The sequence below is a fragment of the Thalassospira sp. MIT1004 genome (assembly GCF_001858545.1).
GTDB classification, from domain to species: domain Bacteria; phylum Pseudomonadota; class Alphaproteobacteria; order Rhodospirillales; family Thalassospiraceae; genus Thalassospira; species Thalassospira xiamenensis.
On sequence record NZ_MCAO01000046.1, the window covers coordinates 211,915 to 224,468 of the forward strand.

The window sequence follows — 12,554 nt, forward strand, 5'->3', positions numbered from 1 at the left end:
GGGTGGCACGGCATGCCACCCATCGCGGATAGAGGATCTGTTGGAAGATGGTCTGATCAGAACGCCACCTTTGCTGAAACAAGGAAGGTGCGACCCGGCTCGTGATAGGGTTCAATTGCACTGCTGTCGTAGCCCGGCGTGGTCCGGGCGACATAGTCACGATCAAAAATATTCAGCGCATCGACGCGTAGGGTTACCGCATTCGACAATGCCTCTGGCGTCCATTCACCATACAGGTTGGCAACAAAGTAAGTGTCGAGCTTGGCATTGCCGTTCTTTTCGGGATCGTCGTCCGACAGGGCCAGTTCAGATGTCGAGCCGACCTGAATGCCAAGGTCATCAAACCGGTGGGCGACTTCAAAGTTTGCAATGTCACCGACGATGACGCCTTGATAGGACGCATCGTTGCTCAGCGGGACTTCGCCATTTCTTTCTACATCGGTATGGGTATAGGCAGCGCGGACAAAGCCGAGGCCGTATGTCCAGGTGGCGGACAGATTGACACCACGTGTTGCAAGATCGCTGGTCGTATTTCGTGTTGTATATTCAAGTGAATGGGAACCGTTGATCTTGTTGTAGAACAGGTTTCCATCGAAATCCCATTGCGCCAATTGATAGCGTGCGCCCGCCTTGTAGTTATGCGACCGGGACGGTTTGAAACCGTCATAGGTCCAGATTCCGGTGTAGTTGTAAATCGCAGACTCACCCAGCGGCAGTCCACCAAAGCTTGTACCTAATCCGCCATAGATCATCAGGTCATCGGTCAGGTCATATTCGGTATTGGCGTTACCGCTAAGTCCGAATTCGCTGAAATCGGTTCCGTCAATGCCTTCGAACCATTGTTGATCGCCGCGCCCGCCGAACGAGACGCGCCAGCGATCAGTTAGTGAAAGGCGTGCCTGTGAAAAGACGCCGATATTGGTTGTTTCTTCGGTAAATCGCCCGGCACGTCCAGCCGGGCGTGCCGTGTCGCCGCCGCCGGTTGCTTGATCATGATAGAAATCGACGCCAGTTGTTATCCCGCCCATTCCGACGTCAAAAGTATTGGCAGCCTTACCGTTCAGGGTTTCAATTTCTGCCTCAAGGTGTGTGTTGCCGTTCAGTTTGGGAACATCAAGATGGGTTTTGCTGTAATTAAGGCTCAGTTCCGGTGCCAGAAGATCGGTTGGCTGTTCATCGACATAACTGATGCCAAGCGAGGTATCTTTGTATGAAATCCACTGCGGCGAGGCACCGCTGGTAAGGGTTCCAAAGTTTGGCCGGGCAGGGCGCACACCTTCGTCTTCAAAATGGCTGGCAAATGCTTCAATCCGTGAACCTTCGGTGCCGGTGAAGGCTATTTTGCCAAGTCCGTTTTCGCTGCCATCTGCCGTGCCAGCAACTTCGTTGTCATCGCCGTCCTTGTAATTGCCCTGATTGCTGTTCTGGATATAGGCAAGAGCTTCGAAGCCGTCATGCTGACCGGCCAAGGTCAGCCATTCGGTAAGGCCTTTGGTATTGCTGTTATACTGGATTCTGGCAAAGCCGCCGAACGGATCATTCGGGTCGAGAATGTCGCGGGCATCCTTGGTTTCGTAAGCCATTGAACCGCCCAATGCATTTGGTCCGGCATCGGCGGGGGCGATGCCGGACTCAACCTTTACCGATTTCAGCATTCCCGGATCAATGATCGCGGTGCCTATATGATGATAGGTGGAATCAACCTGCCGGGTGCCGTCTACCTGAACGTTCAGCTTGGTGTTTTCGATGCCCTGCACATAAACCTTTTGCGCGATGGCGGTCGGGCCGCCAACCTGAACCGATGGTTCGTTCGCAAACACATCCTTGATGGTTTGCGGATTGATGCGATCAAGTTCGTCCTGCGTAACCGTGACACTCCCCGCCGCAGTTGGGCCGCTATCCTGGCTTGCTGTGACTTCGATTGGTGCCAGAACGGTTTCGTCTTTGGCTTTGGTTTCTTGTGCGACGGCTGCTACTGGAAGTACCGTTAGGGCGACACCGGCGAGCAGGGTTGCGCGGCACAGGCCATAAAACGGTTGGCGGTATTTTTCGAGCAAGACCGGTCTTGATGGCTGCGACATGCTGATTTCCTTATCAAATAAATTGCCAAATGCGAATGATTTTGAATATTATTATCGCAATGGTTCGAGCAATCGGAATACCGTTTGCGAGATCGCCAATGATGTTTGCGAAAACGCAAATTTTGCTTTTGACGGGATATTCAGGCTTGGAAGGGCACCCATATGGCGTTTGATCGGCAGCATGCGCCGCAACGTTTACGGCGCAATGTGACGCGGCGGGAAACCATCACCGGTCAGCAGCTTGAAGATTTCGGAACAGCGCTACCGCGCAATTTAGCCGAGGGTATTCGACGTCGTCCGGTGATGAGCGGGCGACTGTCAAACGACAACCTTCAGTCATTTTTGAATATCCACACGACCGATACTGTCAGCATGCAAGATGCGGACGTGAAGTTTCCCGTCAAAGCCGCCGTCACGGTTGCGATTGTGTTGCGAGGGCGCGTTTGCGGGGCATTCGATGATGTTCCGTTTGATCTGGATGCACGGGATCAACCTGTGGGGTTTATTTGGGCCCTATCGCAACCGGTCATGTTGCATCGGCAACTTAAACAGGGTGACGATGTCAGAAAAGTGATGATTTCTGCGAAATTCGATTGGGTTGCCAGTCGGGTCAATCACACTGATAGCCGTCATGTCGCAATTGATGATTTTATTCATGCCGGGATCTCTGTTCGGAGGTGGCAACCGTCACGTCGTGCCATAGCACTGGCGGACCAGTTGCTCTATCCACCGACCGATGATCCGCTATTTCGTGATCTTTATGCCGAAAGCCGCGGGTTGGAAATTTTCGCCGAGGCGCTTGGGGCACTTGGTCCTAAGGTCGGGGAGGCAAGTGTCGAGCCGGATGCGCTTGACCAGCATCAGAAGGCGCAGGAAATTCGCAACTATGTTCTGGAACATATTTTTGATGACCTGACATTGTCTGGCCTGGCGGAAAAGTGCGGGATGAGCATTGCCAGCCTGCAACGTATTTTCAAAAATGCCTATGGCACGACGGTCAAGGATTTCATCCGCGAAAGTCGCCTGATTGCAGCGCGTGATGCTATGGAAAAAGACGGCCTGACGATTGGTCAGGCCGCCTGGGTGGCCGGTTATTCAAGTCCTGCCAACTTTGCAACCGCGTTCAAGCGGGTCTTTGGCATTTCGCCCTCTGAAGCACGGGGGCGTTAGGGGCTCAGGATCAATTGGGTTCGGTCAGGCGTGATACAAAGGCATTCACATCCGTCTTAAGCTGACGGGAATGCTCTTTTAAGACCTTTGAAACCTTATAAACCTCTTCTGCGACCGAACCGGTGCGATGCGCGGTGCCGCTAACTGATTCCAGATTGCTGTTCACGTTGCTGTTGGCCGATGAAACCGCCGTGATGTTGGAGCTGATTTCCGTGGTTGCCGCGGCCTGTTGTTCAACGGCGGCTGAAATGGCGGTGATGGAATCAACAATCGAACTGATCTGACCAGCAACCTCGCGGATGGCCGTCACGGCGGCGGAGGTGTTTTGCTGGACATTGTTGATCTGGGCTGTGATGTCGCCGGTGGCCTTGGCCGTTTGATTGGCAAGGTTTTTGACCTCGCTTGCGACAACCGCAAAGCCCTTGCCCGCGTCACCTGCACGTGCTGCCTCGATGGTTGCGTTCAGTGCCAGAAGGTTGGTTTGGTTGGCGATCTTGTCGATCAGGTCAACGACTGTGCCGATTTCTTCGGCGGAAACATTCAGCGATGCAATAACATCCGATGTCGATTGTACGGAACTTTCAACTTCGTTTGAGACGCTTGACGCGCGTGAAATCTGGCTTGAAATTTCGCGGATCGAGCTATCGAGCTCCTCGGCAGACCCTGCCACGGTTGACGCGTTTTCCGCCGAAATCTCGGCAGCGGATTTCGCACTTTCCACCTGTTCGGTGGTTTGGCTCATGCTGCTGATCAGTGTTTCCGAGGCGCTCGACATGTCTTCTGCGGAACTTGCCAGTGCGTCGACAACTTTTGAAACGGTTGCTTCGAACTCACCCGACATTTTCGCCAGTCGGTTGCTGTATGTTTTCTGGGTTTCTTCGTAATAGACCGTTATCGCCATTTCCATATCGATCAGAATGGCATTGGTCGCGGCGGTTACAATTTGCGAAACTGATGAGTCCTTGCGGAAATGGGCAAAAAGAATATCGCAAAGCTTGGCCATGAGGAAATTGTAGGCCGAAACATAGGCCTCTGGTGTTAGGCCGATGATTTCGTGCGCTTTACCGATCCGGCGGACATCGTCGTAATATGCTTGGTCAAATGTACCGTCGAACAGCTTTGCCCAGTGTTTGCGCTGGGCATTTTTCAAACGCTCGATACCGGACGGATCGCCAATGATTTTGGCCAAATCGTCACGCGCCATCACCTTTCGATAAAATTCATCCAGTATCGGGGCGAGGTTTTTTTCGATTATCGGCCACGCCTTTTTGAGGTTGGCTGCCTTCTTTTCATTAAAATCAATGAATTCAAGACGGCGTTTAATTTCCTGATGCATGCGGGTCCCTCGTCGATGTCTGTCATTAAAGGTTGTTTGGCGGGGCATTACCTTAGGTTGGTTAAAGATATTATGATGTTAACTATCCTTAAGGGTAGGAATGACTGCCGTCCGTTGGACAGATATCAAGATATACCGTTTTCTGCCAGATACTTGTTCCTTTTATCAAACGGATAGATGGGTGTTGTACACGTATAGGAGGTGTTGGATGTGACTGTGATCACGAATGTGGTCCTCGTGCGTCGTCAGGCTGATCAACTCAGTTTCGATGCACACAAAGGAAACATCATGCCCATCAATGCCAGCCAATTGCGCCTGTCCATCATTCGACCGGTTTTGCAAAACCTTGGTCTGTGGTCGCAGGCCGCTGAAAACCTGCTTATGGGGACCGCCGCCCAGGAAAGCGGGTTGGGGACCTATGTGGAACAACTTGGCGGCGGCCCGGCCCGCGGTATTTTTCAGATGGAACCGGCAACTCTGAATGATTGCTATGTCAATTTTCTGGATTACCGCGCGGATCTGAAAGCCAAGATTGATGCCTATCTTGCGCCGCAGCCTGACAAGGCCACCCAGCTTGCAACCAATAATGCCTATGCGGCTGCCATGTGCCGTGTGCGATATATGCGGGTCAGTGCCCCGTTGCCCGATGCCAACGATATCGCGGGCCTCGCGGCTTACTGGAAGCAATATTACAATACCGCCGGGGGCAAGGGCGAAACGGATGAATTCGTTGCCAATTACAATCGATATGTTGGCAATAGCTAAGCTGCCGTAGCGTCGGCGAAAAAATCCGCATCGCCATGCGCAAAAATTGTGGCATATGCGCGATCTTTTCGCCAAAATCCCCCAACGCATGCTGGTGATTGCGCAAAAAATCACCAAAGTAAAAGAGTTTAGGGGGTTACAATGAAACGTCGTCAGTTCCTTAAAGGGGCCGGTATTGGTGCCGGTGCTGCGGTTGCGGCTACGGTTGCCGCACCGGCCATCGTATCCGCGCAGGAAAGCCTGAATTGGCGGATGGTCATGCCGTGGCCCAAAGGAACGCCGGGCCTTGGCACCAATGCCGAAAAGTTCGCTGCCATGGTCAAGGAAATGTCCAATGGCCGCCTGAATATTTCGGTTTTTGGCGCTGGTGAAATCGTTCCGCCGTTCGAATGCATGGATGCGGTCGAACAGGGCGTGGTCGAAATGGCGCACGGTACCCCTTATTACTGGCAGGGCAAGAACCCGGCGCTGAACTTCTTTTCGACCATTCCGTTTGGTTTGACCGCGTGGGAGCTTTCCGCCTGGCTTCGCTTTGGCGGCGGGCAGGAGCTTTGGGAAGAAGCCTATGCCGAATTTAACGTTGTGCCGTTTTATGCCGGTAACTCGGGCATGCAGGCTGGTGGCTGGTTCAACAAGGAAATCAATTCGGTTGAGGACCTTAAGGGCCTGAAAGCCCGTTATGCCGGTCTTGGTGGCGAAGCCATGCGTCGCCTTGGTGCCAACATCACCATGTTGCCGCCGGGCGAAATTCTGCCTGCGATGCAGTCCGGTGCGATTGATGCCGCCGAATGGGTCGGTCCTTGGAATGACCTTGCATTTGGTCTCTATCAGGTTGCCAAATTCTATTATACCCCGGCATTCCATGAGCCCGGACCGGGCCTTGAAATCTTTATTTCCAAGGAAAAATTCGACGCGCTTGGCAAGGATATGCAGGCGATCATTCGTTATGCCGCGCAGGCGATTGCCGAAAATACACTGGCTGATTTTACCTTCAACAACCTGCAATCCTACCAGCCGCTGATCGACAAGGGTGTTGAAGTGCGCCAGTTCTCGGATGATGTTATTCTGGCGCTGGCCGAACAGTCGAATGCCGCGGTCCAGGAAATTGCTGCGAAGAACGCCCTGAGCGGCAGGATCGCGGAGAGCTATCTTGCTCTGGTCAAGAAGGCGGCGCGCTATGGCAAGGAATTCGAGGCAACCGGACTTTTGCATCGTGCGAAAGTGTGGGGATACTAAGTCCCGCGAAATCCGGAAAGCGACATGCTGGAAATTCGGGGCTGCTTTCGGGCGGCCCCGTTTTTTTGTTTTCTGGCAAAGTTCAAGCAAACTTTGCGCGATGTCATCGACGTTACGGGATGTTGGGAACTTTGAATATGACGTGTCAAAGACAGCAAAAGCCGCAACTTCAATCCCTTGCAAAGTTACGAATGCTATTTTAGAAGCAGATTTGCGCAAAAAATTGCCAATATGAATTTGGGAGCCCCACAATGAAACGTCGTCAGTTCCTGACGGGTGCCAGCATGGCCGCCGGTGCCTTTGTCGCCAGCAGTGCCGCACCTTCAATTGCCAAAGCCGATGAACAGATCCACTGGCGCATGGTCATGCCATGGCCGAAGGGCACGCCGGGCCTTGGTGCCAATGGTGAAAAATTCGCCGAGCGCGTGACCAAAATGTCGGGCGGTCGTCTTAAAATCACCGTTTACGGCGCAGGCGAACTTGTTCCGGCATTCGAATGCATGGATGCGGTCGAGCAGGGCGTGGCCGAACTGGCGCATGGCACCCCTTATTACTGGGCTGGCAAGGATGCGGGTGTAAACTTCTTCTCGACCATTCCGTTCGGTCTGATGGGCTGGGAACTGTCGGGCTGGCTGCGTTTTGGCGGCGGGCAGGAACTTTGGGACGAGCTTTATGCCCAGTTCAACGTCAAGCCGTTCGCGGCCGGGAATACCGGTTTGCAGGCCGGTGGCTGGTTCAACAAGGAAATCAATACCGTCGACGACATCAAGGGCATCAAGATGCGCTATGCCGGGATCGGTGGCGAAGCGATGCGCCGTCTGGGTGCCAATGTGACGATGTTGCCCGCAGCCGAAATCCTGCCGGCCATGCAGTCGGGTGCAATTGATGCCGCCGAATGGGTTGGCCCATGGAACGATTATGCGTTTGGTCTGACCCAGGTTGGCAAATATTATTACACCCCGGCATTTGCAGAGCCGGGGACGGGGATTGAAGTGTTTGTCAACAAGGACAAATTCGCGGAATTGCCCGAGGACCTTCAGGAAATCTTTGCCGTCGCCGCACAGGCCAATCTGGAACAGACACTGGCAGATTTCACCTTCCACAACATTCAGTCCTATCAGGCCGTCTTGGCCAAGGGGGCGGAAATCCGTCATTTCAGCGACGATGTGATTGCAGCCCTTGCCACCGAGGTCAAGGCAGCGGTCAAGGAAATCGCCGATCAGAACGAACTGAACGGCCGTATCTATGCGTCCTACATGGATTTCGTGAAAAAGGCCGCACCGTATGGCAAAGAGTTCGAGGCAACCGGCCTTCTGCAGCGTGCCAATGTCTGGGCAGAGGCATAAGAATTTCCCGGTGATATGACCGGATAAGGAAAAAGCGGCATCTTCGGGTGCCGCTTTTTTTATGTGAATGATGTCCGGTCCGGCAGCATTTTCAATGCATGGTCGGCGCGCCGGGGGGCAGGGGCAGGTCGAAGGTGAATTTTTCCTGGCCATCATATTCTTCAAGCGCGATGCGTTTGACCAGTTCCGAGCCCAGTGCGAGCGAGGTTTCAATCGCCCATTTGAGCTGATTTACCGCACCTTCATTGCCCGCTGCCAAGGCCTCGGGCAGGATGCGTTCCTGCAGGAATTTGGCGACACCGGCGAAGGCACGGGCGGCACTTTCGCAATTGGCGCGTTCGACGACAAAGCGTCCGGACTGTTCGATGGCGGTGGCGATGCCGGAAAGATGGCCCATCATGACCTTTATCTCGCGGTCGTCGCTTTCGGTTTTCTTTGCCACAAAGCGCAGGATTCCTGCGTAAAAGCCGTAATCGGAAGACATGACAATCCTGATCGTTCTTGGTCTTTGGTCGGGTTTGGATTTGCGCCGTTTTAGTCCATAAGCGCGTCGTGGTATAGTCCAAACGCCAACCAACTGTTTTGGCGGCATGATCGATACGCGGAGCCATAAGCCGGATGCTTCAGGGCGGACTTATTTTCATTGTTGCCATGGCCTATATCGGGCTTCTGTTTGCGATTGCGCATTATGGCGACAAATATGCCGAAAAATGGCGGGCGTCGCGGCTGAAGCCCAGCATCTATGCGCTGTCGATGGCGGTCTATTGCACGAGCTGGACGTTTTTCGGCTCGGTCGGGACGGCGGCGACGCGCGGCTGGGCGTTTTTGCCGATCTATATCGGCCCGATCATCATGATGATTGTCGGTTTTGGTATCATGACCAAAATCGCAACCGTTTGCCGCGAACAGAATATTACCTCGATTGCTGATTTTCTTGGCTCGCGCTATGGCAAAAGCCAAAGCCTGGCCGCCCTTGTGGCGATCATTGCCGTGATTGGGGTTCTGGCCTATATCGCGCTTCAGCTTAAGGCCGTGTCGCTGTCATTTGATGTGCTGATCGGCGAGGTCGGCGAGCAGATCGTGCGCCACAGTGCGACCGATTTTTCCAAGGATACCGCGTTTTACGTCACGATCCTGATGGCGGTTTTCGCGATCCTGTTCGGGGTGCGCTATATCCACGCGTCCGAACATCATGACGGGCTGATCCTTGCGGTGGCGTTCGAAAGCATGGTCAAGCTGGTCGCGCTTTTGTTCGTCGGGCTGTTTGTGGTTTACGGGCTGTTTGACGGCTTTGGCGACATGCGCATCCGGGCCGCGGCCGACCCTGACATTACCGAGATGTTCAAGCCCGATGCGTGGCTGTCATCGCATTTCTTCATCTCGACCCTGTTGGCGCTGTTTGCGATTTTCTGTCTGCCGCGCCAGTTTCATGTGACATTCGTTGAAAATGATGACAGCCGGAATTTGAAATCCGCACGCTGGCTGTTTCCGGGCTATCTGATTGCGATCAATATTTTCGTCGTGCCGATTGCGATTGCGGGCATTCTGCTGTTTGGGGGGGACCCGGCGGTCAATCCCGATACGTTTGTTCTGACGCTGCCGTTGCTGGGCGGGGAAAACTGGCTGGCGGTGTTTGCCTTTGTCGGGGGGCTTTCGGCCAGTACCGGCATGGTGATCGTATCGTGCGTCGCGGTATCGACGATGGTGTGTAACGATCTGGTCATGCCGCTTTTGCTGAGGTCGCAGAAATTGCAGGGGCGGTTCGCAGGCGATGTCAGCCAGGTTCTTCTGAAAATCCGGCGTGCGGCGATCATTGCCATCCTGTTTCTGGCCTATGGCTTTTACCGGTTTTTGTCGGAAAAATACGCGCTGGCTGATATCGGGCTTTTGTCCTTTGCCGCGGTGGCGCAGTTCGGCCCGGCGGTTCTGGCGGCGATTTACCTTAAATCGATCAACCGGACGGGCGTGCGGCTTGGCCTGATTTCCGGGTTTGTGCTGTGGAGCTATACCCTGTTGCTGCCAAGCTTTATCCAAAGCGGGCTTTTGCCGATGTCGATCCTGACGGACGGGCCGCTTGGCATCGGGATTCTGCGGCCGCAGGCGTTGCTGGGTGTGGGGATCGAGGACCATCTGACGCACGGGGTTGTCTGGTCGCTTGGGGTTAATTTCGTTCTGATGTTTGTCGGATCGGCGATTGGCGTGCAAGGCGTGACCCAGCGCCGCCAGGCCCAGCTTTTTGTCGATATCTATCGCAAGGATACCAAGGCCAGAAACGATACATGGCCGGGGCGCGTGACGATTGGCGACCTTGAAGACCTTGCCGCGCGGTTCCTTGGCAAACATTGGGCAGAGCGGGCGTTTCGCACCTACCTTAGCCAGCGCGGCGATGATTGCAAACGATCCGATATTGCCGATTTTGATGCGGCGAATTTTACCGAACATCTGCTTTCAGGCGCTGTCGGGGCGGCGTCATCGCGCGTGGTGATGGCGCTTTTGCTGCCCGACAAGGCGGTATCGCGGCGCGATGCGATGGAGCTTCTGGATGAAGCGTCCGAGGCGATCAAATTCAACCGGGATCTTTTGCTCAATACGCTGGAAAACATTTCGCAAGGGGTCGGGGTGTTTGACCAGAATTTGCGTCTGGCGACATGGAACCATCGCTTTATCGATCTTCTGGGCGTCACCGCAAGCGATATTCAGGTCACGATGCCGCTTGCGGAACTGGTCGATATCTGTCGTGACAATGGGGCGCGTGCGGTCGATATCGATATCCTTCTGGGGCGCAATGCCGCCCCGCAGATGCGACGATTGCCCCATACTTACGAGCGCAAGAGAACGGATGGCATGGTGCTTGAAATGCGGACCAACCCGATGCCCGATGGCGGGTTTGTCGCGACCATTGCCGACATTACCGCACGTGTCAGGACCGAGGAAGCATTGCGCGAAAGCGAGCGCAATATCCGCATCTATACCGACAATATTCCGGTCATGATCGCCTATGCCGACAAAAATCAGCGGCTGCGTTTTACCAACCGCCCGTATGAGCGGATGTTTGGCATCCGCCGGGTCGAGGCGCATGGCATGGCCGTGCGCGAAGCGGTGGGGGAGGAGCGCTATGTCCGGCTGGAACCGATGATCCGCGCGGTGCTTGAAGGTTATCGCCAGAGCTTCGAGATCGACTTTCCCGCCCCCAAGGAAGGCTGGGGGGCGAGTGATGGCAGCGAACGGGATCAGCGCAGCGAACGCGAGGACCGCTATGCCGAGGGGACATATATCCCGCACTTTGACGAAACCGGCGAGGTTTTGGGTTATTTCTGTATCTATCACGACATTACCGAACGCCGGAATGCCGAACGGGCGCTTAAGGATGCCAACGAGGGGCTGGAAGCGCGCGTGACGGAGCGCACGCATGCGCTTGAGGAGCTGAACTCGGAGCTTTCCGTCGCCAAGGAGCAGGCCGAAACGGCGAACGATACCAAGACCCGGTTCTTTGCCGCGGCCAGCCATGATTTGTTGCAGCCGTTAAATGCCGCGCGCCTGTTTACCGTGGCGCTGGGCGGCAAGGAACTTCGCGACGACATCCATGATCTGGTCAACAAGGTTGATCTGTCGCTTAAGGGGGTGGAGGAACTGCTCAACGAGCTTTTGGATATATGCAAGCTTGATGCGGGCGCCATGCAACCCACTATTCGCGATTTCCGGGTTTCGGATGTGCTCAATGCGCTAAAAACCGAATTTACGCCGGTGGCGGAGAAGGCCGGGCTTCGTTTTGCAGTGCATCCGCGTGATGTCTGGGTCAAAAGCGATAGCAGGCTTTTGCGTCGTATCCTGCAAAACTTTATCTCCAACGCGCTGCGCTATACCCGCCATGGCGGGGCGGTGGTCGGTTGCCGGATGCGGGGCGACAAGATCAGGATCGAGGTTTGGGATAGCGGGCCGGGCATCCCCGAGGACAAGCTTAAAATCATCTTCCGCGAATTCCATCGCCTTGAGGGGCCGGAAACCACCGATGTGAAGGGGCTTGGTCTTGGCCTTGCAATTGTCGAGCGGCTTGGCCGGTCGCTTGATCATACGGTTTCGGTGCGTTCGCGCCCGGGGCGGGGGACGGTTTTTTCGGTCGATGTGCCGATTGGCATTGTTGACGAGGCCGCAATGCCCAAACCGCGCCGCCGGATGGCAGGCGAACTGGGCGGTTTGCGCGTCCTTTGCATCGATAACGAACCCGATATCCTTGATGGCATGCGCGCCATGCTGGAAAACTGGAATTGCGTGGTGGCGACCGCACGCTCGGGGGCGGAGGCCGAGAAACTGCTGCTTGGAGATGAGGATGATAACAATGATAACATCGGTTTTGTCCCCGACATCATTCTGGCAGATTATCACCTCAGTTCCGGGGAAACCGGGCTGGATGTGCTGATCCGGCTGCGGGACCAACGCGGGCTTGATATTCCCGGTGTGGTGATCACGGCGGACCGCAGTACCGAGACGGCGGAACTGATCAAGGCACAGCGATTCGCGTTGCTGAACAAGCCGCTGCGCCCGGCCAAATTGCGCGCCCTTATGACCCGGGCAGTGACCCGGCAAAGTTCGGATGCGGCGGAATAGGGGCATATGGTTTTG

The 12,554-nt window shown here is 54.9% G+C and carries 8 protein-coding genes; 5 read left to right on the forward strand and 3 right to left on the reverse strand.

Annotation, left to right across the window (positions count from 1 at the left end):
• Positions 1-56: 56 nt before the first annotated feature.
• Entirely contained in the window at positions 57-2,081 is a 2,025-nt protein-coding gene (locus tag BC440_RS20950) for a TonB-dependent receptor (protein ID WP_071241254.1), read from the reverse strand.
• Positions 2,082-2,243: 162 nt separating this feature from the next.
• Here BC440_RS20950 and BC440_RS20960 point away from each other — a divergent pair, with 162 nt between their 5' ends.
• Positions 2,244-3,251 (forward strand): helix-turn-helix transcriptional regulator, encoded by a 1,008-nt coding sequence (locus tag BC440_RS20960; protein WP_247643629.1) that lies wholly within the window; start codon positions 2,244-2,246, stop codon positions 3,249-3,251.
• Between the two features lie 10 nt (positions 3,252-3,261).
• On the opposite strand, the gene BC440_RS20965 is transcribed toward BC440_RS20960, so the two are convergent.
• Positions 3,262-4,587 carry a globin-coupled sensor protein gene (locus BC440_RS20965; protein ID WP_071241256.1) on the reverse strand — a complete coding sequence of 442 codons (1,326 nt, stop codon included), beginning with the start codon at positions 4,585-4,587 and terminating at the stop codon, positions 3,262-3,264.
• A 210-nt stretch (positions 4,588-4,797) separates the two neighbouring features.
• Between BC440_RS20965 and BC440_RS20970 the strand changes: the two genes are divergently transcribed.
• The 3 genes from BC440_RS20970 to BC440_RS20980 all read left to right on the forward strand — a co-directional run bounded on the left by BC440_RS20970 (position 4,798) and on the right by BC440_RS20980 (position 7,934).
• Complete coding sequence (locus BC440_RS20970) at positions 4,798-5,352, forward strand: hypothetical protein (protein ID WP_233421756.1); 555 nt, start codon at positions 4,798-4,800, stop codon at positions 5,350-5,352.
• A gap of 141 nt (positions 5,353-5,493) precedes the next feature.
• Positions 5,494-6,588: a TRAP transporter substrate-binding protein gene (locus BC440_RS20975; RefSeq protein WP_071241257.1), complete on the forward strand. Its 1,095-nt coding sequence runs from the start codon at positions 5,494-5,496 to the stop codon at positions 6,586-6,588.
• Positions 6,589-6,839: 251 nt separating this feature from the next.
• Positions 6,840-7,934: a TRAP transporter substrate-binding protein gene (locus BC440_RS20980; protein ID WP_007092192.1), complete on the forward strand. Its 1,095-nt coding sequence runs from the start codon at positions 6,840-6,842 to the stop codon at positions 7,932-7,934.
• 91 nt (positions 7,935-8,025) lie between these two features.
• On the opposite strand, the gene BC440_RS20985 is transcribed toward BC440_RS20980, so the two are convergent.
• Positions 8,026-8,418, reverse strand: a complete 393-nt coding sequence (locus BC440_RS20985; RefSeq protein ID WP_071241258.1) for a hypothetical protein — start codon at positions 8,416-8,418, stop codon at positions 8,026-8,028.
• A 134-nt stretch (positions 8,419-8,552) separates the two neighbouring features.
• On the opposite strand from BC440_RS20985, the gene BC440_RS20990 reads away from it, so the two are divergent.
• Positions 8,553-12,539 carry a NahK/ErcS family hybrid sensor histidine kinase/response regulator gene (locus BC440_RS20990; protein WP_071241259.1) on the forward strand — a complete coding sequence of 1,329 codons (3,987 nt, stop codon included), beginning with the start codon at positions 8,553-8,555 and terminating at the stop codon, positions 12,537-12,539.
• Positions 12,540-12,554 lie beyond the last annotated feature (15 nt).